This window comes from Emticicia sp. MM, from assembly GCF_001649495.1.
This window is the reverse complement of record NZ_LXHX01000095.1, coordinates 23,196-48,340: the sequence shown is the minus strand read 5'-3', so window position 1 is coordinate 48,340 and position 25,145 is coordinate 23,196. Positions and strand designations below refer to the sequence as shown.

The 25,145-nt window shown below is 39.5% G+C and carries 23 protein-coding genes; 2 read left to right on the top strand and 21 right to left on the bottom strand.

What is annotated here, in order from left to right; all coding sequences use genetic code 11:
- Nucleotides 1-32: 32 nt before the first annotated feature.
- Together pcaG and pcaH are read right to left on the bottom strand one after the other, a co-directional pair.
- Nucleotides 33-626, bottom strand: coding sequence for a protocatechuate 3,4-dioxygenase subunit alpha (gene pcaG, locus A6M55_RS11635; protein WP_064197759.1), 594 nt, complete (start codon nucleotides 624-626; stop codon nucleotides 33-35).
- A gap of 47 nt (nucleotides 627-673) precedes the next feature.
- On the bottom strand, nucleotides 674-1,381 hold the full coding sequence (pcaH, locus tag A6M55_RS11630) for a protocatechuate 3,4-dioxygenase subunit beta (protein WP_064197758.1): 708 nt from the start codon (nucleotides 1,379-1,381) through the stop codon (nucleotides 674-676).
- A 224-nt stretch (nucleotides 1,382-1,605) separates the two neighbouring features.
- Between pcaH and A6M55_RS11625 the strand changes: the two genes are divergently transcribed.
- Nucleotides 1,606-2,484 (top strand): helix-turn-helix domain-containing protein, encoded by an 879-nt coding sequence (locus A6M55_RS11625; RefSeq protein ID WP_064197757.1) that lies wholly within the window; start codon nucleotides 1,606-1,608, stop codon nucleotides 2,482-2,484.
- Nucleotides 2,485-2,564: 80 nt separating this feature from the next.
- Here A6M55_RS11625 and A6M55_RS11620 read toward each other — a convergent pair whose 3' ends face one another.
- The 12 genes from A6M55_RS11620 to A6M55_RS11565 all read right to left on the bottom strand — a co-directional run bounded on the left by A6M55_RS11620 (nucleotide 2,565) and on the right by A6M55_RS11565 (nucleotide 14,688).
- Complete coding sequence (locus A6M55_RS11620) at nucleotides 2,565-3,680, bottom strand: alpha/beta hydrolase (protein WP_064197756.1); 1,116 nt, start codon at nucleotides 3,678-3,680, stop codon at nucleotides 2,565-2,567.
- Between the two features lie 188 nt (nucleotides 3,681-3,868).
- Nucleotides 3,869-4,972: a 5-methyltetrahydropteroyltriglutamate--homocysteine S-methyltransferase gene (locus tag A6M55_RS11615; RefSeq protein ID WP_064197755.1), complete on the bottom strand. Its 1,104-nt coding sequence runs from the start codon at nucleotides 4,970-4,972 to the stop codon at nucleotides 3,869-3,871.
- Between the two features lie 57 nt (nucleotides 4,973-5,029).
- Nucleotides 5,030-6,328 carry an MFS transporter gene (locus A6M55_RS11610; protein WP_064197754.1) on the bottom strand — a complete coding sequence of 433 codons (1,299 nt, stop codon included), beginning with the start codon at nucleotides 6,326-6,328 and terminating at the stop codon, nucleotides 5,030-5,032.
- A 187-nt stretch (nucleotides 6,329-6,515) separates the two neighbouring features.
- On the bottom strand, nucleotides 6,516-6,863 hold the full coding sequence (locus tag A6M55_RS11605) for a four helix bundle protein (protein ID WP_064197753.1): 348 nt from the start codon (nucleotides 6,861-6,863) through the stop codon (nucleotides 6,516-6,518).
- 28 nt (nucleotides 6,864-6,891) lie between these two features.
- On the bottom strand, nucleotides 6,892-7,413 hold the full coding sequence (locus A6M55_RS11600; RefSeq protein WP_082892998.1) for a DUF3237 domain-containing protein: 522 nt from the start codon (nucleotides 7,411-7,413) through the stop codon (nucleotides 6,892-6,894).
- Between the two features lie 3 nt (nucleotides 7,414-7,416).
- A complete protein-coding gene (locus A6M55_RS11595) occupies nucleotides 7,417-8,649 on the bottom strand; it encodes a flavin-dependent oxidoreductase (protein WP_064197751.1) in 1,233 nt (410 codons plus the stop codon).
- A 116-nt stretch (nucleotides 8,650-8,765) separates the two neighbouring features.
- A complete protein-coding gene (locus A6M55_RS11590) occupies nucleotides 8,766-9,632 on the bottom strand; it encodes an amidohydrolase family protein (protein ID WP_197491699.1) in 867 nt (288 codons plus the stop codon).
- 184 nt (nucleotides 9,633-9,816) lie between these two features.
- Nucleotides 9,817-10,170 carry a four helix bundle protein gene (locus A6M55_RS11585; protein ID WP_064197750.1) on the bottom strand — a complete coding sequence of 118 codons (354 nt, stop codon included), beginning with the start codon at nucleotides 10,168-10,170 and terminating at the stop codon, nucleotides 9,817-9,819.
- A gap of 83 nt (nucleotides 10,171-10,253) precedes the next feature.
- Complete coding sequence (locus tag A6M55_RS11580) at nucleotides 10,254-11,021, bottom strand: 3-hydroxyacyl-CoA dehydrogenase (RefSeq protein WP_064197749.1); 768 nt, start codon at nucleotides 11,019-11,021, stop codon at nucleotides 10,254-10,256.
- A gap of 28 nt (nucleotides 11,022-11,049) precedes the next feature.
- A complete protein-coding gene (locus A6M55_RS11575; RefSeq protein ID WP_064197748.1) occupies nucleotides 11,050-12,843 on the bottom strand; it encodes a feruloyl-CoA synthase in 1,794 nt (597 codons plus the stop codon).
- 60 nt (nucleotides 12,844-12,903) lie between these two features.
- Nucleotides 12,904-13,689 (bottom strand): crotonase/enoyl-CoA hydratase family protein, encoded by a 786-nt coding sequence (locus A6M55_RS11570; protein ID WP_064197747.1) that lies wholly within the window; start codon nucleotides 13,687-13,689, stop codon nucleotides 12,904-12,906.
- A 99-nt stretch (nucleotides 13,690-13,788) separates the two neighbouring features.
- Entirely contained in the window at nucleotides 13,789-14,688 is a 900-nt protein-coding gene (locus A6M55_RS11565) for an AraC family transcriptional regulator (protein WP_064197764.1), read from the bottom strand.
- 203 nt (nucleotides 14,689-14,891) lie between these two features.
- Here A6M55_RS11565 and rimO point away from each other — a divergent pair, with 203 nt between their 5' ends.
- Complete coding sequence (gene rimO, locus A6M55_RS11560) at nucleotides 14,892-16,199, top strand: 30S ribosomal protein S12 methylthiotransferase RimO (protein ID WP_064197746.1); 1,308 nt, start codon at nucleotides 14,892-14,894, stop codon at nucleotides 16,197-16,199.
- Nucleotides 16,200-16,273: 74 nt separating this feature from the next.
- On the opposite strand, the gene A6M55_RS11555 is transcribed toward rimO, so the two are convergent.
- The 7 genes from A6M55_RS11555 to A6M55_RS11525 form a co-directional block, all read right to left on the bottom strand.
- A complete protein-coding gene (locus A6M55_RS11555) occupies nucleotides 16,274-17,599 on the bottom strand; it encodes a serine hydrolase (protein ID WP_064197745.1) in 1,326 nt (441 codons plus the stop codon).
- Between the two features lie 70 nt (nucleotides 17,600-17,669).
- The gene (locus A6M55_RS11550) at nucleotides 17,670-18,659 is read right to left on the bottom strand and encodes a VWA domain-containing protein (protein WP_064197744.1); all 990 of its coding nucleotides are present in this window, start codon (nucleotides 18,657-18,659) and stop codon (nucleotides 17,670-17,672) included.
- Nucleotides 18,660-18,728: 69 nt separating this feature from the next.
- The gene (murQ, locus tag A6M55_RS11545; protein ID WP_064197743.1) at nucleotides 18,729-19,550 is read right to left on the bottom strand and encodes an N-acetylmuramic acid 6-phosphate etherase; all 822 of its coding nucleotides are present in this window, start codon (nucleotides 19,548-19,550) and stop codon (nucleotides 18,729-18,731) included.
- A gap of 151 nt (nucleotides 19,551-19,701) precedes the next feature.
- Nucleotides 19,702-21,078, bottom strand: coding sequence for an FAD-binding oxidoreductase (locus A6M55_RS11540; RefSeq protein WP_064197742.1), 1,377 nt, complete (start codon nucleotides 21,076-21,078; stop codon nucleotides 19,702-19,704).
- 4 nt (nucleotides 21,079-21,082) lie between these two features.
- Nucleotides 21,083-22,462, bottom strand: coding sequence for a dipeptidase (locus A6M55_RS11535; protein ID WP_064197741.1), 1,380 nt, complete (start codon nucleotides 22,460-22,462; stop codon nucleotides 21,083-21,085).
- A gap of 37 nt (nucleotides 22,463-22,499) precedes the next feature.
- Nucleotides 22,500-23,102, bottom strand: a complete 603-nt coding sequence (gene plsY / locus A6M55_RS11530; RefSeq protein ID WP_082893001.1) for a glycerol-3-phosphate 1-O-acyltransferase PlsY — start codon at nucleotides 23,100-23,102, stop codon at nucleotides 22,500-22,502.
- A 203-nt stretch (nucleotides 23,103-23,305) separates the two neighbouring features.
- Complete coding sequence (locus A6M55_RS11525) at nucleotides 23,306-25,096, bottom strand: glycogen synthase (RefSeq protein WP_197491700.1); 1,791 nt, start codon at nucleotides 25,094-25,096, stop codon at nucleotides 23,306-23,308.
- Between the last annotated feature and the right edge of the window lie 49 nt (nucleotides 25,097-25,145).

The following is a 25,145-nucleotide window of genomic DNA, read 5'->3' as shown; positions in this document are numbered from 1 at the left end:
TTGGAATGATGAAATATAATTCGTCATTCAAATTATATTTCAAAAAACACAGTTTCGTTTTCGCCTTGCATGTTGATATTGAATTCATATCTTGACGACGAACCGTTATTATTACCTTTCTTCTCGGCAATTAATGTACTTTTTCGTTCGGCAGGAACGGCATTTAACACATCATCGGTTGAATTTAGTTGAGCCTCATCAGAAAAATAAATGCGAGTGTAAGAATGTATCAACTGTCCACGCATAAAAACAATTACTGAAAGATACGGAGCTTGTCCAGCAACTGGTTTTGGCTTGATTGTACTAAAAATAAAGCGATTCTGAGCATCAGTTCCTGTTCCAAAACGCCCAAAAAGTTGATTTTCGCCATCGTTTTGCCAAATTTCAATCATAGCGTCTGGTATTACATCGCCATTTCCATCGAAAACTTTTCCTATAATGGTGATAGCTTCGCTGTGTTCGATTGGGCTAACCATTTGATTGCCAACCAATTGCTTAAAATCATATAAATATTGCTCAGGTGTAAGTCCATAAGCAAAGTATGGGCCTACTGTTTGAGAGGGAGTTTGAAAACCCCGTAGCGACGGTCGCCCAGCCCCTAAAGGGGAGTTATTGTTGTTTGTCATTGATTTGAATCGGTTTTAAAATCCCCCTTTAGGGGATAGGGGTGTGTTTATAAATTTTCAAAAGGGGTTGCGTTGTGGCCTCTTAATACAAAATCGAATCGATAACCAAGGGCAAAATTTGGTTCAGTGGCATCTAAATCGAATTTTGAGATTAATAATTCACGGCCTTTTGGTGGTACACCCAAGAAAATCGGATCATGCTGCAAAAGTGGGTCACCTGGGAAATACATTTGTGTAACCAAGCGGTTGGTAATATTTGCTCCAAATAACGAAAAATGTATGTGGTTTGGTCGCCAAGCGTTATAATGATTTCCCCATGGGTATGCACCCGGTTTGATGGTATAAAACTTATAATTTCCGTCTTTATCGGTCATACAACGCCCTGCACCCAAGAAATTCGGGTCGAGTGGGGCATCGTGTTGGTCAACTTTGTGTACGTAACGACCGCACGAGTTAGCTTGCCAAATTTCAATCAAAGTGTTTGGTATTGGCTGTCCATTTTCATTCATTACCTTGCCGTGAACTACGATTCTTTCGCCCAAAGGCTCACCATTTTTTATGGAATTTTTGGTAAGGTCATGGTCAAATTCTCCTAAGTTGAACTCTCCAAAAACTGGGCCTGTAAGTTCAGAAAGCGATTGTTTCAGCACTATCAAAGGCTTAGTTGGAGCTCGCAGAATGGTTGATTTGTATTCTGGAGATAAGTACGGCGGATGTACTTCACGGTCGAATTGATTATAAATGATATTGCTCATTTGATTGAGAATTAGAGGTGTTGAATAGCCATTTTTACTCTACAAAAGTATGCTAATTGTCAAACTTAATCTTGGATTAATCAAAATAAGACTTGTAAAATTTAAACATTTTATTTTATAAAATTCAATAATTACAATATATTTATGAAATAAAATATTGATTAGAAAGAATTTATGGCAAAAAAGGACATCAATCAATGAAATATTAATTGTAAAAATTAAACATGAGTAATTCCAAACAGATTATCAATTTCAAAGGTCTTTATGGCGATAATCATTATCCGCTTTTGCCCGATTTTATTCATCATGAGTCGCTCGAAGTGCGGAGTAAGATGTATGATTGGGAAATCAACGAACATCTACACACCGATTTATGTCAGATTTTTATGATTGAGTCGGGAAGTGGGATTCTAATTTCGGAGCAAAATGAAGTTGCTATCGAAGGGCCTTGCTTAATTTTGATTCCAACCAATACCCTGCATGGTTTTGCTTTTGAGCCAAGTATCGGTGGTGAAGTTTTAACTTTTTCGGAAAATTTTCTGGAAACGCTTTTCAAAAATTCGCCAAAAATTCTGCTCGAACTCAGTCATTTGAAATACCTTCGATTTGATAATGACCCAAGCTTTTTTGAACAAATAAAGAATTATAAAAGCCTGATTTTGAAAGAGTTATACGAGGAAAATCTCGAAAAACAAACCGTTGTTCAGTCGTTGTTTACTTTATTTTTTATCAGTATCTATCGTTTTAGTTTTTCACTTAAAAACACCATTTCAGCTTCGGATAACCGTACTTTGATGTATTTTCAGGCTTTTCAGAAGCACATCAAGCGTACGATACAAGAAACAAAATCTATCAGCGAATACGCCAAAGAATTGAATATCACAACTGTGCATCTCAACCGAATCTGTAATACTTTGGTGCAGAAATCGGCCTTACAAATTGTACAAGATTATCTGATTGCCGAAGCAAAAAAGTATTTACTCAATACAAATTATTCGATTTCAGAGGTGTCGTATTTACTCAATTTTAAAGACCCTGCTTATTTTACACGACTTTTCAAGAAACAAACGGGAGTTTCGCCAAGCGAATTCAAGAAAATATAATAGAAAAGGCGACCGAAGCCGCCATTTTCTTAGTAGAAATTTATATAAGTGTAGTTAAGAATTTACGAGTATATCAAATGTTATTCCATAAAACCAGCTTTTGTTTTTTGACCAGTTTTTACCCAATTTCTTAGTTCATCAAAAGCTTTACCTGTCTGTTCGTTTGTGAAGTTACAGTGACCTTGCCCATTTGTGTATTTTACGCTAAAGTATTGTTGTTTTCCCTGTTTTTGAAGCAAATTTTCGTAGCTCACAATCGCCAAATCGGCAGGAATCAATTGGTCATAAATCGTATGTAAAGCCAAAGCTGGTTTGTCAATTGCTCCAGTTCTATCGTATTTATCGAATAAAATATTCTGACTCACAGTTGCCACCAGTCTCTCAGCTTTCTGGTTCACGAGCAAGCTATTCGGAAATCTGCCATAAATAGTATTGGTATTATCGTAAGGATTTCCACCTGCTTTCTGAGCAATATCACGCAAAACCCCTTCTCCAAACACTAAAGAAAAAGCTAAATCATCAGGTTTTAGGTCGAAATGCTTGGCAAACTCTACCGCCAGTAAAGAGTCTTTGGCATAAATTGCTTTTTTCATCAAAACAGCTTTACGAAAACCCGCTTGCATCGAAGTCGGTTCTTTGGGTTTCGACATATCAAAAATATCATGCAGAGAAGTAGCAATACCTGGAAAAAGCCCATTGAAAGTAGCAAATAAATCGAATTCCTTACGGGTTTGCAGATAAACACGCCCCGCCAGCGGACACATCGGAAAGCCTCCGTTGTAATTTTGTCCATAGTTTTCGAGGGTAGCCAGCGTTATTCCGCCACCCATCGAATGCCCAGTCATGAACGTTGAATCGGGTTGACCATATTTTTTTACAAAATATTGTCGTAGAGCCTCCGTATCATCGACACCTTGAGCCAAAGCCAAGCCTTGAAACGCATAATCAGAAGCGGCTACGGCAAAGCCTCTTTCCAAAAAAGGTGTCATTCTTTTCGGAAATTCCGGATTTTGGCTTTGTGTGGGTTTCGACCCCATAAATTCATAGCCATGTGCATACATCACCAACTTTCCTTTCCATTTTTCGGGAAAAAGAATCCGATATTTCGCTCCATTAATACTTCCTGTATCAATTTTAGCAACATTTTGGGCAAAAATTGCCTGCGTGATAAATAATAGGATTAAGACTTTTTTCATATTTGCAGAAGGTTTGAATCAAACTCACTAAAAAAGAAGAAAATTTTACCCCCCGCTTCTCCTCCGAAAAGAAGAAGTTTGGGGGATAAAGTAATTTTTAAATAATAGGTTGGTACTTAAAGGCTTTGCTTAGGAGAAAAGTGTTTCTTCTCCTAAATTTTTGGCCGACGCTCGGTCCGACTCACGTTCTATGCTTCTCCCCAAACTTTTAGGGCGGTATTTACTGTTAAATCAAGCTTACGCCATTGGTCGTCGTGACTCATATCATTGCCATGATGTGTTGATGAAAACCCACATTGCGGACTCACACAGAGATTTTCGATTGGCGTATATTGTGCCGCTTCGTCGATACGCTTGCAGAGGTCATCAATATTTTCGAGTTCTCGTTTTTTCGATGAAATGATTCCCAAAACAACTTTTTTGTTATTCGGAACAAAACGAAGTGGAGCAAAATCGCCCGAACGCTCATCGTCGTATTCGAGCAAATAACGGTCAACATTAATCGAATTGAAGAGAATTTCGGCAACTGGTTCATAACCACCTTCGGCAAACCACGTACTACGATAATTTCCACGGCAAAGGTGAATACCCACCGTCAAATCGGCTGGGCGATTATCAATAACCGAGTTGATAAGAGCGGCATACGTGCGTGGTAATTCGTTCGGGTCTTCGCCTCTTGCTTGAGCAGCTGCACGCATTTTAGGGTCGCAGAGATACGCCAAATTGGTATCGTCAAGCTGCAAATAACGCAAGCCAGCATCATACAAGTGTGCAATTTCTTCACGATAAGCGGCAGATAAATCGGCAAAAAACTCGTCCATATCAGGGTACGAATTAATATCAATTGATTTTCTACCACCACGGAAGTGAATCATGGTTGGTGAAGGAATCGAAACTTTTGGCGTCTGCGAAACAACCGTTTTTAGATAATTAAAATCGGCTACTTGAATATCTTTAATATGCTTAAGCTTGCCTGTTACGCTCAAAACGGGTGGTGTAAAACCATCTTCGGCAGCTTTGGCGTTTGGGTTAGCTTCAATACCTCCAGTTACGCTAACACCTGCCAATTCTTTCAAGAAATCAAGGTGGAAATAATCACGGCGGAACTCTCCATCGGTGATGGCTTTCATGCCTGTTGCTTCTAAATGTTTTACCGTTTCGGCAATTCCTGCATCTTCGATTGCTCTAAGTTCTTCCGCAGAAATTTCTCCTTTTTTCCACTTCAAACGATTTTCTTTTACTGCTGGTGTGCGTAGTAAACTACCCACGTGGTCGGCTCTGAAATTTGACATTTTCTTTAGTTTTTGAGGGCTGAGGCTTTATTAAGCATCAACCATTAAGCATTAATTTTAACTTATTTCTTTAGAATCAATTCGTGATGTAATAATACCCGAAAGTGCAGCTGGAATGGCAAAAATGAGGAAGTTAGTAGCAATTCCTAAACCTGCTCCAATCAATAGCCCACCAATCATTGGGCCTACGATTCCGCCCAAACGCCCCGCTCCCATTGCCCAACCCACACCCGTTGTGCGAAATTCGGTTGGGTATAATCTGGCTGAAAGTGCATAAAGCCCCACGAAACCACCTTGAATACCAAAGCCCAATAATGCCAAAATAAGGAGGATAACATCTGAACCAATAAAAAGTCCGAACGATGCCATCAAAACGCCAGTCAGCACCAAGATTATGCCCAAAGTTTTCTTTAGGCCATATTTACTCGAAAAATATCCTTGTGTAATTATTCCGAAAAATGCACCAATATTAAAGACTGTTCCTGCATAAATGGCCAATTCCATCGAAAGCCCCGCATCTTTTGCAAGTTTTGGAATCCAACTTGTTAGGAAATACAAAGCGGCAAATGCCATAAATAAGGCCGCCCAAAGTTGAAGCGTTGGTTTTTTGAAGTCGGTTTTTAGCAATTGGTCAACTGGTAATTTTGATTTGATTTTTTCAATGATTGGCAAAGATTCTAAAGGCTGAATATTCATTTTGGTCAGAATCTTATTTAGTTTTTCAAGGGCATTTTGGGGTTGAGTGCGTAAATAAAAATCAATTGATTCTGAAAGGAAAAATAGAATCAAAGGCACAGAAAACATAGAAGCAATGCCTGCAATACGAAACATTTGTTGCCAGCCATCAGTCGGAATTACTTTCGCTGCCACCAAACCTGCTATTACAGCCCCAATTGGATAACCCGAAATGACAAAGCTTACCCAAAAATCACGGGTTTTATTGGGTGTATATTCGGAAGCGAGAGAAGCCGTACTTGCTAACATACTGCCAATGCCAAGTCCGCTTACAAAGCGGTAAATTAACAACTCAGTGATTGAAGTAGCGTAAGATGTAAGGTAAATACAAACCCCCATAATAATGCCACTGATAAGAATGATGGCTTTTCTGCCAATTTTATCGGCAAAAGGAGCTAAAAAAAGCGTCCCAATAGTCATCCCGAATAAACCAGCACTAAAAACTGTACCTAATGCTTGCGGAGAGACATCCCAAGCTTTAGCAATGGCCGGAGCGGTGTAAGAAATCACAAGCACATCCATGCCATCGAGCATATTCATCAGAAAACAAATGAAAATGGTAGAGTATTGCAGGCCTGTCATCGGATTTTTGTCGATGAGAGCTTTAGGGTTGAAAGTCATTATTTATTAGGTATATAAGGTTGAATATTAGATGCTTGATGTTGAATGTTAGATGTTTAATTATTGATACCGTAATGTTACTAAATTAACCGACAATTTAATATTTGATAAGTATTTGATCATCAAAAAAATTAAATCATTAATCATTTAACATCGCACGGGTAACCCCGCAAACATTCATCATTACTTAAATACTTGATTGTGATGTTTTTACGATAGCTGTGAGAATTCTAATGATGGATTCGCATTCTTGTTTGATTTCTTCAAAATCATATTCGATAAATTTTCCTGCCTCAATGAGTTTAATCCAATAAAGTGTTTCACGAGCTTCCTTTGAAGCAATACTCATTTTAGCTGAAAAATCTTTCTTTGAATAGCCGGCATCAGCTTCTTCTACGTTTGCTCCGATGCTTGTTGAACTTCTCAAAAATTGCTTAGATAAAACATATTCATTTCTCATCAATAAAAGTTTACAAAGCTCTATCGACTTCAAAGCAAAATTAAATGTTTTAGATTTTATCAGATTTTCTTTCATCAAACATTTAGCATTAAACATCCAACATTCACAAAACTTTCCAAACTTGAATCGCTACATTATCTGGGTTTCTGATGCCTTTGCAAATAAAAATGGCGTTATTCATCCATTCGTATTTGCCTTGTGGAGCTTCAAATTTTGGTATTGCACGGAAATAATATTCTGATGGAGAAACAGCCTCTCCCCGTCCGATTCGAGCCGCAACTTCGGGCGAAGCTACACGTAAACCTGTATTTTTGATATAAATCGTTACGCCATCATCAGTTTTGATTTGATAATGTGCTTCTAATTCGGCTACACCATCTTTTCTTACGATTTGCCAGTCGGCACCACCATCCAAAATCTCACCTTTCATTTTTGGACCTTCAAAACTTCCGCCTATGATTGGAATAATTCTACGCATTCCGTGAGGCGTATCACCAACAATGTATGGTGCTTTGAGTTTAACTTTTAATTCACAAACAAACTCTAAACTTGGGGCTTCGGGTGTGCTTTGGGCAGCAATTTCCATAGAAAAAAATAAAAGTAAGAGAAAAGGTAGGTTTTTCATATATTAGTTTTTTTGGTTAAGGGTCTGTATATCGAAACCAGCTACTTTTTTGTAATTATCCATTACTTTTGCCAGTTCTTCGTGCGGAATTTCTTCTTCCGAAAAACCCTTCGGAAACCAATCTTCCATCATATCCATGATTTCGTCTGGACCTTTTGCTCTATTTTGAAGCACAACTTTCGCCGCCGCAGGTACTCTTTCTCTATCGTATTCAATAAGAGCATTTTCAGGTTTCTCATTCTTTATCAAGCATTTGGTTAGACAATCGGCATCAAGAATGGCTTGTGAAGCACCATTCGAACCAATCGGGTACATCGGGTGAGCAGCATCACCGAGTAGTGTCACACGTCCAAATGTCCATTTATCCAAAGGATTTCTGTCCGACATCGGAAATTCGTAAACGGCTTTGGCTTCATCAATCATTGCAGGAACATCAAGCCAATCGAATTTCCAATCTTTATATAAATCAACTAACCTTGCTTTATCGGCTTCTCGATTCCAATCACGAGCCGTTAGTTTAGATTTTCCTTCTTTTATATTACCGACCCAATTGATTAAGCAATTACCCTCAGCATCTGGTTGACCGATTGGATAGACCACCATTTTTTGACGTAAACTACCAATCATCGCCATTGATGTGCCATCCAAGAAAGGTTTCATGGTGGTTGTACCACGATAAAGTACGTTTTCAGAATAAACTGGCGGTCCTTCGTTGGGGTAAAGTTGCTGGCGAACAACCGAATTAATACCATCTGCCCCTATCAAAATATCGGCACGTTCTTCCAGTATTTTTTCGTTGGTATCTTTATCTATAAAATGAGCTATTACTTCTTCATCGGTTTGCTCAAAGTGGCTTAAATGGTGATTTTTCAGAATCGCATCTTTGCCCAATGATGATACAACCTCATCAAAAAGTAACATCTGTAGAACCCCACGATGCACCGAAAATTGTGGCCATTTATAGCCCGCAAAACGCCCACGTGGTTCCGTCCAAAATTGCTGTCCGAATTTATTAAAATAAACTAAATCGCTCGTTTCGATGGCATTTTTAGCAATTTTTTCTTGTAAACCCAAATTTGTTAATACTCGGACACTATGCGGAAGTGTGTTGATACCCACGCCCAAAGGCTTTATTTCTTTGACCGATTCAAAAACCTTTACCTCAAATCCAGCTTTATAAAGGCTCAATGCGGTGGTCAAACCACCAATCCCACCACCGATAATAACAATCTTCATTAATTATAATTTTTCAACAAAATTCTGCATTATACCATGATTATACTATGCAAAATAAGAGAATAAATATGCAAAAACAATCAGAAAGCCACAGTTTAATTGTGTATTCTACACTTTTACTTTAATCCAAGCATTCTGATTGCATTTTCTTTCAGAATTAAAGGTTTTACTTCTTCTTTGAAACCCGCTTCTTCAAAATCTTTCATCCATCTTTCAGGAGTAATTAATGGAAAATCCGTACCGAAAAGAACTCTGTTTTTGAGCATTGTATTGGCATATTGAATAAGTTGTTTCGGGAAATATTTAGGCGACCAACCACTCAAATCAATATAGACATTTGGCTTGTGCATAGCTACGCTCAAGGCTTCATCTTGCCACGGCCAACTTGGGTGAGCAATGATAATCGGGCAGTCAGGGAAATCAATTGCCACATCATCAAGGTGCATTGGATTTGAATATTCTAAACGCAAACCGCCTCCGCCACGCACACCTGAGCCAAAACCTGAATGACCAGAATGAAACAACATCGGTAATTTGTATTCAGCTATAACTTCGTAGAGATGATAGGCCATTTTATCATAAGGATAAAAGCCTTGCACCGTTGGATGAAACTTGAAACCTTTTACGCCGTAATTTTCAATTAAATCACGGGCTTCTCTTGCTCCCATTCGGCCTTTATGCGGGTCTATGCTTGCAAATGCAATCATCACATCATCGTTTTTGAGAGCTGCTTCGGCAACTTCAACATTAGGGATACGACGTTTGCCAACATTATGTTCCGAATCAACGGTAAACATCACAAAAGCTAAATTATTATCACGATAAAAATCGGCCGTTTCTTGAATCGTCGGGCGTTTATCCGACTTGAAATATTTGGCAAATGCTTCATCCAATTCTGGACGATAATCATCATGCGGTTGGCAGCACGAAACCTCTGCGTGCGTATGCACATCAATGGCGGTAATTTTATTTATGTCTATCATATTTTTTTAATGACGAATTTCTCGAATGACGAGTTACGAATTTTTGAAATTACAATTCATTTGCACTTCGGTTTTTCTTTTAATGATGATTTTCTCGAGCGGTTCGCCGCAGCGATGACGAGTTACGAATTTTTAAATTCACTATTCATTTGTACTTCGTCATTTGAAAAATTCGTTATTTGTTTTACTTGTTTTTTCTTGCTGTTTTAATTGATGAAACTGTTATTGCTAAAAGCTCATCCGCTTCTTTATAGATTGGGACAATATCTGTTCTAATTTCTGGTAATAAAGCAACTACAAATTCTAACCAAAACATTGTTTCGTCCAATTCTTCTTCAACAATTTTTAATTTATTGATAAAATCAGGCCCAGATTTTCCTCTACAAGCAGCCCGATAATTTGCAGCAGTAGATGGGGCAGAACGAACAATCTGATTTCTAACAGCCTTAAATTCAGGTTCATTTGGTAGCTTTCTTGTCAATAAAACTACCGAAATCGCCCAATTTTTGTATCTGTTTTTTAGACTTTCGATGTCCATAAAAGTATTTTTTAATTCAAAAGTTGTCTATTTTATCGAAAAAGTACTCGTCATTCGCTATTCGAATAATTCGTTATTCGAGGCTATTTCGCTCCCATTCTGATTGCTCCATCGAGTCGGATGACTTCGCCATTGAGCATCGTGTTTTCGATGATTTGTTTTACTAAATTGGCAAACTCTGATGGTCGGCCTAAACGTGGTGGAAAGGGAACTTGTTTGCCCAAAGAATCTTGAGCTTCTTGTGGTAAAGATGCCAACAATGGTGTTTCAAAAATACCTGGAGCGATGGCCATTACTCGAATACCCATTCGGGCAAATTCACGGGCAATTGGTAAAGTCATGGCCACAATTCCACCTTTTGATGCCGAGTATGCTGCTTGCCCGATTTGTCCATCAAAGGCAGCAACTGAGGCGGTGTTTATTATAATTCCTCTCTCGCCTTCGGTGTTTGGTTCATTGTTTTGCATTTTATCGGCAACCAATCTGAGCGTATTAAAAGTGCCAATAAGATTTATGTTGATTACTTTTTGAAAGAAATCAAGCGGATGTGGACCATCTTTGCCAACAACCCTTTTTGCAGGGCCAACTCCTGCACAATTTATGATTCCAGCAATGCTAACACAAGCCTCAATCGACTGATTTACAGCATTTTGCACTTGCTCTTCGTTGGTTACATCGGTTTTTATAAATTTTGATTTTACACCTAAATTGGTTTGTGCGGCAGTTCCTGCTTCTTCATTTATATCAAGTAAAACGGCATTTCCGCCATTTTCTACAATCATTTTTGCAGCTGCGAAACCTAAACCCGATGCTCCGCCCGTAACTAAGAATGTTTTGTTTTCTATTTTCATAATTATATTTTATCAGCGTGCTAAATATTCAATACAATGTATTCACCAAATCGGCTCGATGTTTCAAAACTGCTCGTTGGTTCAGAGAACCTTTATCAGTTATTTCGCCTAAATCAATAGAAGGTGGGTCGAGAGCGATTATGTATTTTTTAATGACTGTCGAGCTACCTGTTGAGGTTTTATTAAACGCCACCAACCAATTATTAATAAACTTCTCTACTTCTATATGTAAAAATGCTTCTTTATTTGAGATTTCAGGGCTTAAATTAGCCAATTTTCGGCAAGCATCCGCATTTAAAAATAAAATTGCTCCAATATATTCTTTATCCAAACCAGCCAACACCACATCTTGAATTATTGGTGAGCCAGTTGAAATAATTTTTGCTTTCAGGACACCCACATTTACCCAAGTTCCTGTTGAAAGTTTGAAGTCTTCGGCAATTCGTCCATCAAAAACTAAACCTTTATCAGGGTTGTTTTCATCTAAAAACTTTACTGCATCGCCAGTTTTGTAATAGCCCTCTTCGTCGAAAGCCACAGCCGTTGCTTCGGGGTTTCTCCAATAACCTTTGCTTACATTTGGTGCTTTGTAGCGAGCTTCTACTTTATCGCCGTCGGGTACAAGTTTTACATCCATTCCAGCAACAGGCACGCCCAAAAGTCCAGAAAATGCTCCCCCCCAATTAGCAAACATCGCAGAAGGACCCGACTCAGTACAGCCCAAACCCGTAATAATCGGTATTTTCACGCCGATGGTTTCTACGGCCAATTCTTCCAAGCGATTCCAAACGGGTTGAGCCAAACTTGCTCCTGCATAAAATAAAATATTAAGATTTTTGAAGAAGTTCTCTCGCAAAGCTGGTTCTTTTTCAAGATACGGAATTAGCATTTCGAAGCCCTTTGGCACATTAAAATAGGCCGTTGGAGAAATTTCTCGGAGATTCTGAACGGTTTCTTCAATGCCTTTGGGTGTTGGTTTGCCATCATCAATCAAAATTGTTCCACCATTATAAAGAGCCAGTCCGAAATTATGATTACTACCAAAAGTATGATTCCACGGAAGCCAATCAATAAAAACAGGCGGTTGTTGCTGCATAAACGGAAAAACTTGCGTAATCTGCTGCAAATTAGCACACCACATTCCTTGATGATTCATTACGCCTTTGGGCAAGCCAGTCGAGCCAGACGTAAACAACACCTTGGCAATCGTATCGGCATTGACTTTTGCTGCGGCAATTTCGACATCACTTGTGGGTTTTGTACAAAGCATTTCTTGAAAATGAACACCATTTTCGCCGTCAGCGGTAATGATAATGGCTTCGGGGAAAAGTGTTTTAGCAAATTCGAGAGCTTTTTGATAGACTTTTCCACTTTGGGCAAAAATGACTTTCGGAGTCATTAGCTCAAGGCAATGTTTAAGCTTGCCAAAATCATCCGAAACCAAAGAGTATGGCGGAGAAATCGGCGTGTAAGTAATACCAATATGCACCGAAGCCAGTACCAAAAGTGCATGTTCGAGGCTATTTTCTGATAAAATCACGACGGTTTCATCAGACAAAAACTCAAGATTAATCAAATACTGGGCTATGCATTTTACATTTTCAAGAGTTTCGACATACGATAATTTCTCCCAATCTTTCGTGATGAGATTTCTTCTACCGATAAACGTCTGCTTAGGTTTTATTTTTGCCCAATGTTCTAATTTATCAGTAATTTTTGCAGGAAAATCGGCCAATGCTTGCTCATTTTTGAAATAAACAATGCCATTTTCAAACTGTCTTTTATGAGTTTTAGTTGGGCCGAATGGCGTATTTTTATACATTCTTTCTAAATGTTGAATGTTTGATGCTTAATGTTTGATAGTCCATCGCTCTAAATCTGCTTATTCTCCCACTTTCTTGGCTCTTCCTTCCAGAAAATCAGTTAGCCTTTTTTTAGCTTCGGGAGCATCGGCCGAAATTGCTGCAATTAAGCTTTCCATCATTAAACCTTCGTTTTGACCCGAATCAACAATTTTGGGCAATACGTGCATGAGTGCATAATTGGTCATGCCTGCATTTGATGCAATTTTCTTAGCCAATTCGATTCCTTTTTCGAGTCCTTGACCTTCTTCTACTAAATATTGAGCGAGTCCGATTCGTTCACCCTCTTCGGCTTTATAAACTCTTCCCGTAAACATCATGTCCATCATGCGAGCCATTCCAATTAGTTTTGGCACTCGAACCGAAGCTCCGCCACCCACAAAAATTCCTCTTTGGCCTTCGGGAAGTGCATAAAAAGTGCTGGATTCAGCAACTCTGATGTGGCAGGCGGAAGCTAATTCGAGTCCACCACCTACTACTGCTCCGTGTAGCACTGCCACGACTGGCACTGAGCCAAACTGCACTTTATCGAGTGCACGATGCCACATTCGGGAATGATGAAGCCCCTGCACAGCATCACGCTCTTTCAGTTCTGAAAGGTCAAGGCCTGCCGAAAAATGCTTACCTAAACCATAGATAACCACACAGCGGATTTGCGGTGGAATATTCTCGAAGACTTTTTCGATACCCAAAACCAAATCATCGTTGAAAGCGTTGCGTTTTTCGGGGCGATTAATGCCTACCAATAGAATTTCATCTCTGATTTCTAATTGGAGTGATTCGGTTGGAGATTTTATTTCTTGCATTTTATGTATTCAAAAACTGATTGACTTATTTCAATACAAAATTGAATAATAAAAAGAAAGATTAGTAGGTAAAAGGAAAGATAAAATAGGCAAAAACAATCAATTTTGCAGATTTCGGTATTCTTTTGGCGAAATTCCTGTTTTAGATTTAAAGAATCTCGAAAAATCGCTTGGCTCAAAGCCTCCAATCTTAAATGCAATTTCGGCAATTCGCATTGGCGTTTGTTTAAGCAAAACTTTGGCCTCTAAAACCCGCATTTCTTCCAATAATTCATGAGCCGATTTGCCCGTTATGGTCTTTACACATTTGTGCAAATGATTGGGCGAAACCGCCAGAATTTCTGCAAATTCGGTAACAGTTTTTTTATCGTAGATGAGTTCTGAAAGTAAATTTTTGTAGCGTTGTGTAAGATTTGAGGCCGCATTATTACTGCTTTTGGGCGTTTGATTATCGAAATGTCGGATTTCCTTTAAGAATGCACTCAGATAAAGAGCTATGATTTCAGCACGACTATTCTCGTTACGGGTGCGTTCGGAAAGCAGAATTTCTAATAATTGCGTGATTCGCTCGGAGTCTGTAATATGAATGAGTGGCTCGGCCGTAATCTGAAAAAATGGAAAGTCTTTTTCGATATCTACATTTAACAATGGATGATTGAAGATTTCGGGCTGAAAATGGCAGTAAAATCCTTCAATATCTTCAGAAATTGCTTCGAGCGAAGTAATTTGGTCGGTCGAAAGACAAAAAAATGTATTGGCTTTTACTTCATAATTACTCAATCCTTTGCTTCGGATAGCAAAACCTTTAGTTACATATAAGAAAAAATAGACCGAACGACGATGCGGTAAAACGGGTAATTTCAGAAATGATTTATAGTTTTCGATGCGTTCGATATGAAAATGCTCATACAAACTCGAAACTTTCGGCTTCCAATTTCCAAAAAGATAATCGTCAAACTGTGAAGGGTTAAGTTTGGGTATTTCTTTTGAACGAGTCATTTTTTCAACCATAAATTCATTTTCTGATGCAATATATAAAACCTAATAAAGCGATTCGGCGGAATTGCAGTAAAACTATGCAAAGCCAGCTTTTTGAATAGGAAAACAAGGTATTTTTGCCGAACTTTGCAAAAAATATGTATAACAATCGGTCGGCGTTCCGCTGGGCGGCACCCACTCTCCCGAATTGTTTAAAAAGAAAAATGAAAACAAAAGGAATAGTAAAAAATAAAATCAATATCGTTACGCTCGGTTGCTCAAAAAACCTTGTCGATTCGGAGGTACTTTATACTCAGCTTAAAGGCAATGGCATGAAAGTAGAACACGAGTCGAAAAAAGACGACGCCAATATTGTTATCATTAATACTTGTGGTTTTATTGATAATGCCAAGCAAGAATCTATCGACACGATTTTGCGTTATGTCGATGCCAAAGATGCAGGAATTGTTGATAAAGTTTATGTAACTGGCTGTTTATCACATCGTTATAAAGATGAACTTTCGGTCGAAATACCGACAGTTGATGCGTGGTTTGGTACAAATGAATTGCCAAGAATGCTGAAAACGCTAAAAGCAGATTATAAACACGAGTTAGTTGGAGAACGCCTTCTGACTACGCCAGCTCACTACGCTTACCTAAAAATTGCCGAAGGTTGCGACCGCCCGTGTAGCTTCTGTGCGATTCCGCTCATGCGTGGTGGACACGTAAGCCGACCAATGGACGAGTTGGTTTTGCAAGCACAAAATTTAGCTAAAAAAGGCACAAAAGAGTTAATTCTAATTGCCCAAGACCTTACTTATTATGGTCTTGATATTTATAAGAAACGTAATTTAGCTGAGCTTCTTGATAAATTATCGGACGTTGAAGGCATCGACTGGATTCGCTTGCAATATGCTTATCCGTCTGGTTTTCCGATGGATATTTTAGATGTGATGAAGAATCGCTCGAATGTGTGTAACTACCTCGATATGCCACTGCAACACGGTTCGTCAGAAATGCTAAAAATCATGCGTCGTGGCATTGACCGACCAAAAACTGAGGCATTGATAAACACGATTCGTGAGAAAGTGCCAGATATTGCCATCAGAACGACGCTCATTGCGGGTCACCCAGGCGAAACCGAAGAACATTTTGAAGAAATGTATCATTTTGTAGAAAAAATGCGTTTCGATAGATTGGGGGTTTTCCAATACTCGCATGAAGATGATACGCATTCGTTTACAATGCCCGATGATATTCCTGCCGAAGTAAAACAAGAACGCACCGATATTATCATGGAGCTTCAACAAGGAATTTCTGCCGAATTGAATCAAGCTAAAATCGGTAATACGTATAAGGTTTTATTTGATAGAAAAGAAGGCGGTTATTTTATCGGAAGAACAGAATTCGACTCGCCAGAAGTTGATAATGAGGTTCTTGTACCAGCTTCTCAGTACGTAAGAATGGGAGATTTTGCCAATGTAAAAATCAATAATGCCGAAGAATTTGATTTGTATGGCGATTTGGTTTGATGAAATATTTGGTAGAGACGTTTCATACAATTCCATTGGAGAAACGTCTCTACAAATTATACGAATTAAAAATATCATTTCACTGCTGCCACAACACCCTTCACCAAAGCTGAGTGATTGAAATTATCTTTTGGCGTACACCCCAAACGAACAATCACTAAATTCTTCGATGGTACGATAGTTACGTACTGCCCTTCAAACCCTACAGCCATAAAAGCATCTTGCGGAAAAGTTTTATCTTGGTGGTCGAGCCAAAAATGAGCTGCATATTTTCCGTCCGAATGTGGCGTTTCGGTCGCCGAATATTTTACCCAACCTTCCGGCAATAAACGCTCACCATTCCAAACTCCATCTTGCAGATATAATTGACCAAATTTTGCCCAGTCACGAGCCGTAGCGTACATAAACGATGAACCAACGAATGTTCCCGAAGCATCGGGTTCGAGAACGGCACTTTTCATGCCTATTTTATGAAATAATCGCTGATACGGAAAAGCAAAATAATCTGCTTGGGTAGCAAATTGTCGGCGAATAATTTCCTGCAAAATATTACTCGTTCCGCTCGAATACGACCAAACTTTATCGGGTTCGGTAGCAGCTTTGCTCTGCAACGCATACGCACCTGCACCTTTCTTGCGGAAAAGCATTTGGGTAGCATCACTCGGTTCGGCATAGTTTTCTTCAAAGTCAAGCCCACTACTCATGCGAAGCAGATGGTCGATGGTTATTTTCTTTCGCTCATCGTTTTGCCATTCGGTAATTGCAGCCGATTTTTTAATATCCAGTTTTCCGTCTTTCACCAAAAGACCAATCATAGCACTCGTTACACTCTTGGTCATTGACCAGCCCAAAAGCGGAGTTTCGGGTTTGATGTTTGAAGCATATTTTTCGGCAATAATTTTCCCATCACGAAGCACAACGACTGCTCTTGTACGTATCACATTTTGAGGGTCTTTTTCTTGAAAAGCCTCATTGATGCTCTTTTCTAAGGCAATTTTGTCAATTTTGGTAAAATCTGTGGCTGAGGTGAGTTTCTCGGTAAGTGTATCGGCCGATGGAACAGATGGTTGTTTTTTGATTTCTTCTTCTGATAATTCATTGACCAACGTACAACCCAAACCTTTGCGATAAATGGCTTTGGTTTCAGCCAAACCGTAAATATTGGCAGTTATGGCTTTATTTACTTCATCAACTTTGATGGTTGAAAATGGCACCGCATAAAGTTCTTCGGTCTTGATATTTTCTAAATCTCGCCCCGAAACAAACATGCACGAACAAACAGTTTTTGCATTATACGATGAGCCAATATAGGCATACTGAATGGCAAAATTGCCCATATAAATCAATCCTACAAGCACAACCAATAAGATAGCATAGATGATTTTTCGTTTGTTCGACATTTTATTGATGAATTAGATGGAGTAAAATTGTAAAGAAGTAGTGTAGGGTATCGTTCGTGATTTTCTGTTCTCAATCTTCCAAAATATTTCCAATAAAAGTATTTTTAAAGAAAAAAGCAGCTAACAAGAACACAACAGCCCAATTGAGGTAGATATAGTAAAAGTCTTCTACATCACGATAGACATTATCTTTGATTTTTACTTTTTCAAGGCGGTTGATTTGCTCGAAGATATTTCGGAGAGTTTGGTTATCGGTTGCTCTAAAAAACTGTCCGTTTCCCTCACGGGCAATTTCTCGGAGTGTATTTTCATCAACTTTCACTTCACTGTCATTACCTCCGACGGCAATCGTATAAACTTTTATACCAAAAGATTTTGCTAAATCGGTAGCAGTCAGCGGGTTGAGCGAACCTGCGGTATTATCTCCGTCACTCAAAATAATGGCAACCTTACTTTTGCTCGGAATCTCACGCAAACGGTTGATGCAAGTAGCCAAAGCACTACCAATGGCCGTTCCAGTGGTTTTTATGAGGTTACTGTTTATTTCGTTTAGGTATTCATTCAGCACTTCGTAGTCGGTCGTGAGCGGACACATCGAAAAGGCTTCTCCTGCAAAAACTACCAAACCGATACGATCTTGAAAACGCCCTTTGATGAACTCATGCCCTACATTTTTGGCAGCTTCCAAACGATTCGGACTTAAATCAGTTGCCAACATCGACTCTGAAATGTCAATAGCCAGCATGATATCAATCCCCTCTGAAAACTGCTCCTTACTTTCTCGCACTCGTTGCGGCCTTGCCAACGACAACAGAACACAGATAACGCCTAAAATAAAAAATATCGGAGGAATAAAACGCAGGTAACTAATCCAATTGGTGCGAAGTTGATAACTCGTGAGCGAAAGCCCCAATTTTTGCTGGCCACGAGTATAAAAAAGCCAACGAAATAGAAATAAAAACGGGACTCCAATGATGGCGTATAGGTATAGTTTTTCAGCCCAAACGAATGAACGCAGGGTTTGCCAACTAAGCCAATCTATTGAAAACCAGTCCCACATCTTTTTTGAGATATGAGATATGAGACATGAGACATGAGATGTGTTTTAAAAAATCTCATATCTCATATCTCATATCTCATAATTATCTACGGCGTTTCTTACGCTGCCGTATGTATGTAAAAGTTCGCTTGCTTCTTCGTGCGAAATGTTTAATTCGTTCATGACCATTCTTACGCCTCTTTCTACCAATTTGAGGTTAGTAAGCTGCATATCAACCATTTTATTACCTTTTACTCTACCGAGTTGAATCATTACTGAGGTAGAAATCATGTTTAGCACCAATTTTTGAGCAGTTCCTGACTTCATGCGGGTGCTACCAGTTACAAATTCTGGCCCGACAACGGCCTCTACTGGATATTCGGCTTCGGCTGCTACGGCACTTCCTGCATTACAAACTACACAACCTGTCAAGATTCCATTTTGGCGTGCTGTACGCAAACCTCCAACTACGTAAGGGGTGCGACCCGATGCCGCAATACCTATCAAACAATCATTGGTATTTATCTCGTACTCTTCCAAATCTTTCCATGCTTGCTCTATGTCATCTTCAGCATTTTCAACGGCTTTTCTGATAGCTCTATCACCACCCGCCATGATTCCCACAACCATTCCAAAAGGTACACCAAACGTCGGCGGACACTCCGAGGCATCTACTACACCCAAACGTCCACTTGTACCTGCACCGATATAAAACAAACGTCCACCTGCTTTCATGCGTGGTACAATCTGACTTACCAATGCTTCAATCTGTGGAATACATTTTTCTACAGCGTAAGGCACCGTTTTATCTTCGTTATTAATGCCTTCGAGCAATTCTCGAACTGACATTTTTTCGAGATTATCGTAGTGTGAAGAGGATTCGGTTGCTAATTTTTCTAAGCCAAGTGACATAGGATTACTGTCTTCAATTAAAAATTAAAATATTAATTAGCGGTAAAATTTTCTCGTAGGAACGTCCAAATTGGACGTTCCTAAAATTATCAAAACATTATTTGATAAATCCATTCAAAGGCAAATAATATCACCCTCAAAAAACTATGCTCTAAGGCAATAATTTACCTGGATTCATAATATTATCAGGGTCTATGGCCCGTTTGATGGTTCGCATTAGGTTAAGTGCATCACCGTGTTCGGACTGCATAAAGTGAAGCTTTCCGACTCCAACTCCATGCTCTCCTGTGCAAGTTCCACCAAAATCTAAGGCTCGTTTTACCAATCTTTCGTTGAGGGCTTTTGCTCGCTCAAATTCGTCGGCATCATTTGGGTCAATCACGATAGTCAAGTGAAAATTCCCATCACCGACGTGACCTAAAATTGGTGCTAAAATATTACTTTCAGCAATATCAACTTGAGTATCAACAATGCACTTAGCCAGTTTTGAAATCGGCACGCAGACATCAGTTGACATTAATTTTCCTCCTTCTCGCAAAGCTACCGAAGCTGGTGCGGCATCGGTTCTGGCACGCCAGAGTTTTTTACGGTTTTCTTCGCCTTTTTCCCACAAAAACTCTATCAAACCGTGCTGATTGGCAATTTCTTCTACTTTTCTTATTTGTTCTTCTAATTCAGCCTTTGAACCTCCAAATTCTAAAAAAAGCGTAGGTTTTTCGGCATAATTGAGAGCAGAGTACAGATTGATGGCACGCATCATTTGGTCGTCGAGTAGTTCAATTTTTGCAATCGGAATACCTTTTTGGATAGTTTTGATGGCAGTTTTAACCGCCAACTCAACACTCGGAAACGAACATACTGCCGCAAAAATAGCCTCTGGATAGCTATGAAGTTTAAGTGTAAGCTCAGTTATGACTCCGAGTGTACCTTCTGCTCCAACCAATAATCGAGTAAGGTCATAGCCAGCCGATGATTTCTTGGCTTTGCTGCCAGTATGAATTACATCGCCATTGGGCAAAACTGCTTTGAGTGTCAGCACGTTGTCTTTCATTGTGCCATAACGCACCGCATTTGTTCCCGATGCTCTGGTGCTGGCCATGCCACCTAAAGTTGCATTTACCCCAGGTCCAATCGGAAAGAAAAAGCCACTTCCTTCTAAGACTTCATCTATTTGATTACGTGTCACGCCCGACTCTACCGTTACGTACATATCATCAGTATTGACTTCGATGATAGTATTCATCTTGCTTAAATCAATACATACGCCACCTTCGAGGGCTAAAATGTGTCCTTCGAGCGAAGTGCCTGCTCCAAAAGGAACAATCGGAGTTTTGTGTTTGGCACAAATCTTTACGATTTCGGCAACTTCTTCGGTATTTTTAGGAAAAACAACACAATCAGGTGGAGTACAAACATGATAGCTATAACCAACACCGTGTTCGTTTCGAATGTTTGTTTCGCTCGTTACACGGTCTTGCAAAATGCTTTTTAGTTCTTCAAAAACCGACTTATTGAATCGTTTTTCCATAGTTTTACTTCATTAATTCTGCATAGTGTTTAAAGAACAAAGGTATTGTTTCGATTCCCTTGAAGAAATTAAACAAACCATAATGCTCATTAGGTGAGTGCAGGGCATCAGAGTCTAAACCAAAGCCTAAAAGGATTGATTTCAGACCTAATTCTTGCTCAAATAAAGCCACAATCGGAATACTTCCACCGCCTCTTGTTGGTACTGGTTTCTTCCCAAATGCTTCTTCCAAAGCTAATACTGCGGCTTTATAACCCGCAGAATCAGTTGGTGTTACGTAAGGTTGTCCACCGTGGTGGCGACTTACTTCAACCTTCACTGTTGGTGGAGCAATCGCTTTGAAGTGTGCTTCAAATAAATCAGCGATTTCTTCCCAATCTTGGTCAGGTACGAGTCGCATCGAAATTTTGGCAAATGCTTTTGATGGTAATACTGTTTTTGAGCCTTCGCCCGTATAGCCGCCCCAAATACCATTTACATCAAGCGTTGGGCGGATACTTGCACGCTCACGAGTAGTATAGCCTTTCTCGCCCGAAACTTCGGCAATGTCAAGGTCTTTTTTATATTCTTCTAAGTCGAACGGTGCAGACTCTAAATCATCACGCTCGGCTTGCGAAAGTTCGGCAACTTTATCGTAGAAACCTTTAATTGTCACTTTTCCATCGGTATCGTGCATGGAAGCAATCATCTGACAAAGTACATTTACAGGGTTTGCCACTGCTCCACCATAAACGCCCGAGTGCAAATCACGGTTCGGGCCAGTAACTGCAACCTCCATGTACGTAAGACCACGTAAGCCCGTTTCTACTGAAGGAATATCGTTGGCAATGATCGAAGTATCAGAAATCAAAATCAAGTCAGCGGCGAGTTTTTCTTTGTTTGCTTTCACAAAAACGCCTAAGTTTTCAGACCCAACTTCTTCTTCGCCCTCGAACATTATTTTTACATTACACGGCAAACCACCTTGTGCCAGCATCATTTCTATTGCTTTTACATGCATATAGATTTGACCTTTATCGTCGCACGAGCCACGAGCAAAAATTGCTCCATCGGGGTGATTTTTGGTTACTTTTATAGTTGGCTCAAACGGTGGAGAATCCCATAATTCGTAAGGGTCGGCAGGTTGCACATCGTAGTGACCATAAACCAAAATTGTTGGCAATGAAGCATCTACAATTTTCTCAGCATACACAATTGGGTGGCCTGCGGTTGGGCAAATCTCGGCTTTATCGAGACCAGCTTCTAACAATCTTTCTTTTACAAATTCAGCCGCACGAAGCATATCTGGCTGAAATTTGGTGTCGGCACTTACCGACGGAATTCTAAGAAAATCAAAAAGTTCGTCTAAAAAACGGTCTTTATTTTGTTCGATGTAAGTGTTCATTGATTTGTGGTTTTCTATCTAATACAAAGTTATGCGTTTATTTCTTCGCACCAAACTTACTTTCAGTTCCTTTAAGTAGGCGTTGAATATTCTGACGGTGCATAACAGCCAAAATAATGAATATCAGCCAAGCAAAACCAATGGCATATTTATCGGCATTATCATTCCACAGATTGAAAGTCAACTGAATCGGGAAAGCCAATGCCCCGAGAATCGATCCCAACGACACATATTTGGTAGCAAATACGATAATCATAAAAATCACCATACATCCCAAAGCCGCCCACGGGAAAGTAGCCACCAAAACGCCCATTGCAGTAGCCACGCCTTTACCGCCTCTGAACTGTGCAAAAATCGGGAAAATATGTCCAGCAATCACGGCCAACCCCATAATTAAAGGCAAAATACTGTCTGTTTCGGTTGAAAAAAGGCTTGCAGCTTTCACAGCTAAAAAACCCTTCAAGAAATCGACGATGAGAACAATGATACCTGCTTTTTTGCCAAGTGTACGAAGGGAATTGGTTGCTCCTGCATTGCCGCTTCCGTGCTGACGAACATCTACTCCATGAAAAATTTTACCGTACCAAACTGCTGTGGGAATTGAGCCTGCTAAATAGGCGAAAATAGTGCTAAAAATCATTAAGGCCATTTGTTGATTATGATGAACTGACAAAATTACACAAAATTGTGATATTTCGTGTTAGCCCTATAACAAAAAACACATAAACTACTGACAAACAGCACTTTATGTGTTTTATATTTTATTCAAAATTGTATATTTTTAAATATTTCTATACTAAAGTAGCAGTAAACCAACAAAAATACTACTATTTTTTATAGACATTACATACGAGTTACGCCCTTGCGTTTGAGAGCTAAATCATGGGCAGTATCGTAGTATGAACGAAGGTTTGTCCAGTCGAAAATCTCGGAAATATTCTCAACACGATTACGCTGCATGATACGGTCACGGCGATTCATGGTTACGAATTTGTATAAAATCTCTGCCAGTTGATCGGCGGCTTTATCGAAATTTTTAGTTTTACGATTGACCACATAAACACCCACATTATCATAGTCTTTCATTAATTGCATAATGAAATCTCCGAAACCTGAGAGATCACTCGTCACGGTCGGAATCCCTCGTACTACGCACTCAAGTGGCGTGTAGCCCCAAGGCTCATAATAGCTCGGAAATACTCCCAAATGACAACCACGTACAAACTGGCTATATTCCATACCAAAAAGTGGATTGGTTGGCGAAATAAAATCTGGATGATACACAAATTTTACTCGGTCTTGCTCGTGGTTGAGTAAGTTGGTTTCTTTCAAATAATTAGTAATATCGTCAGGTTGTTTGAGCAAGTGCGTTACAGTATGAGGCAGTTTCTTGGTTTTCCAAGTCTGAATCGTACGACGCAGACGAAGTCTCCAATATTCATCCACAAATTCATTCAAATCTGGTAGATTTGGGTCGTCGTTCGATGCCGAAGCGTGAAAAAGATGCTCGCCGATTTGCTTTTCGATTGATTCGCAAGTCTGACGAATTTCTTCCATCACAGCCCTCGACTGCAATACCTCGGGGTCAATCGAATGTACTGGATTTTTGGTAATAATAAACATTACTACCGTTGTATCAATACCTGCTTGTACGAGTTTAAAATTGAGTCGTTTGAGGGCTTCGAGTGTAAGGTCATAGCCTTTATTGCGGAATTCGTAACGCCCCGAAGTAAAGAAATAAAGTGTATTATCTAAATCCCACGAATAACTTTGGAAGAAATGCCCCATCACAAACTGATGGATTTTTTCTTTATACTTCATGTGTAAATTCTGGAATTCATGCGTAGCGGCAAAACGAGTTACGTTCAGACCATTTGGCAAAATCAAATCGCAGGTTCTTCCAAAAAACACCTCACATTCTTTGGCGGTTACATCGCTCACGGTTGTAAGTACATGAGATTTTTGAGCAGCCAAACGTTCAATTTTCGCTTGAGCTTCGATTCCATAATTTTTGGCTTCAATGTCCCAATCGTATCCTGATAATTTTTCGTAGAAATCAGCCTCATTTCCTGCAATGTAACGACCCAACATAGTTGCGTGAGTCGTAAAAACTGTAGAAATTGGCACATTATCCGTCCGAATATCAATCAATGCCGTTGCAACCATCCACTCGTGGAAATGAGCAACAATATCATTTTTATAGCCATTTGTTTCGCCAAATTCGCTTAGAAATACACGAATCATTTCACCAAGAGCAATTACTTGGTCAACGAGTGGCTCGGCATTTAGTGTCGAAATTTGATGTCTTTCCCAGAGTTTAAATTTATAATCATTGGTGCTTTTTAAAAGAGCTTTAAAATCAAGTAATACAATTTTTGGCTTACCTGTTACGAGCCAACGTCCATAATGAGCGTCAAAGCCCATTTCTTGCATTTTCTTAACGGTTTTGCCAAATGGCGATTCGTCAAGGTCAGCGATTGGCTCAAATTCAATCATCGCCGTATTTGGAAAATATGGCCCAATGAGACAATAATTTTCGCCCCACTCCTCTACCATTGAAGGTACTTTTGAGCGAATAACGGTGTAAATCCCCCCTACCTGGTTGCATACCTCCCAAGCTATTTCCATCAACATTGGCTTCTTGTGTTCGCGTGGTTTAATACTAATGGTTTGTTCTGATTCT

Excerpts from the sequence above, each read along its gene's own strand:
- A6M55_RS11555 (WP_064197745.1), bottom strand. The coding sequence starts at position 17,599 with ATGTCGAACAAACGAAAAATCATCTATGCTATCTTATTGGTTGTGCTT.
- pcaG (WP_064197759.1), bottom strand. The coding sequence starts at position 626 with ATGACAAACAACAATAACTCCCCTTTAGGGGCTGGGCGACCGTCGCTA.
- A6M55_RS11590 (WP_197491699.1), bottom strand. The coding sequence starts at position 9,632 with ATGATAGACATAAATAAAATTACCGCCATTGATGTGCATACGCACGCA.
- A6M55_RS11600 (WP_082892998.1), bottom strand. The coding sequence starts at position 7,413 with ATGAAAAACCTACCTTTTCTCTTACTTTTATTTTTTTCTATGGAAATT.
- A6M55_RS11580 (WP_064197749.1), bottom strand. The coding sequence starts at position 11,021 with ATGAAAATAGAAAACAAAACATTCTTAGTTACGGGCGGAGCATCGGGT.
- A6M55_RS11615 (WP_064197755.1), bottom strand. The coding sequence starts at position 4,972 with ATGTCAAATTTCAGAGCCGACCACGTGGGTAGTTTACTACGCACACCA.
- A6M55_RS11625 (WP_064197757.1), top strand. The coding sequence starts at position 1,606 with ATGAGTAATTCCAAACAGATTATCAATTTCAAAGGTCTTTATGGCGAT.
- A6M55_RS11585 (WP_064197750.1), bottom strand. The coding sequence starts at position 10,170 with ATGGACATCGAAAGTCTAAAAAACAGATACAAAAATTGGGCGATTTCG.
- A6M55_RS11595 (WP_064197751.1), bottom strand. The coding sequence starts at position 8,649 with ATGAAGATTGTTATTATCGGTGGTGGGATTGGTGGTTTGACCACCGCA.
- A6M55_RS11610 (WP_064197754.1), bottom strand. The coding sequence starts at position 6,328 with ATGACTTTCAACCCTAAAGCTCTCATCGACAAAAATCCGATGACAGGC.
- A6M55_RS11565 (WP_064197764.1), bottom strand. The coding sequence starts at position 14,688 with ATGACTCGTTCAAAAGAAATACCCAAACTTAACCCTTCACAGTTTGAC.
- A6M55_RS11525 (WP_197491700.1), bottom strand. The coding sequence starts at position 25,096 with ATGTTGATGGAAATAGCTTGGGAGGTATGCAACCAGGTAGGGGGGATT.
- A6M55_RS11540 (WP_064197742.1), bottom strand. The coding sequence starts at position 21,078 with ATGGAAAAACGATTCAATAAGTCGGTTTTTGAAGAACTAAAAAGCATT.
- A6M55_RS11605 (WP_064197753.1), bottom strand. The coding sequence starts at position 6,863 with ATGAAAGAAAATCTGATAAAATCTAAAACATTTAATTTTGCTTTGAAG.
- A6M55_RS11570 (WP_064197747.1), bottom strand. The coding sequence starts at position 13,689 with ATGCAAGAAATAAAATCTCCAACCGAATCACTCCAATTAGAAATCAGA.
- plsY (WP_082893001.1), bottom strand. The coding sequence starts at position 23,102 with ATGATTTTTAGCACTATTTTCGCCTATTTAGCAGGCTCAATTCCCACA.
- A6M55_RS11620 (WP_064197756.1), bottom strand. The coding sequence starts at position 3,680 with ATGAAAAAAGTCTTAATCCTATTATTTATCACGCAGGCAATTTTTGCC.
- A6M55_RS11550 (WP_064197744.1), bottom strand. The coding sequence starts at position 18,659 with ATGTGGGACTGGTTTTCAATAGATTGGCTTAGTTGGCAAACCCTGCGT.
- murQ (WP_064197743.1), bottom strand. The coding sequence starts at position 19,550 with ATGTCACTTGGCTTAGAAAAATTAGCAACCGAATCCTCTTCACACTAC.
- rimO (WP_064197746.1), top strand. The coding sequence starts at position 14,892 with ATGAAAACAAAAGGAATAGTAAAAAATAAAATCAATATCGTTACGCTC.
- pcaH (WP_064197758.1), bottom strand. The coding sequence starts at position 1,381 with ATGAGCAATATCATTTATAATCAATTCGACCGTGAAGTACATCCGCCG.
- A6M55_RS11575 (WP_064197748.1), bottom strand. The coding sequence starts at position 12,843 with ATGTATAAAAATACGCCATTCGGCCCAACTAAAACTCATAAAAGACAG.
- A6M55_RS11535 (WP_064197741.1), bottom strand. The coding sequence starts at position 22,462 with ATGAACACTTACATCGAACAAAATAAAGACCGTTTTTTAGACGAACTT.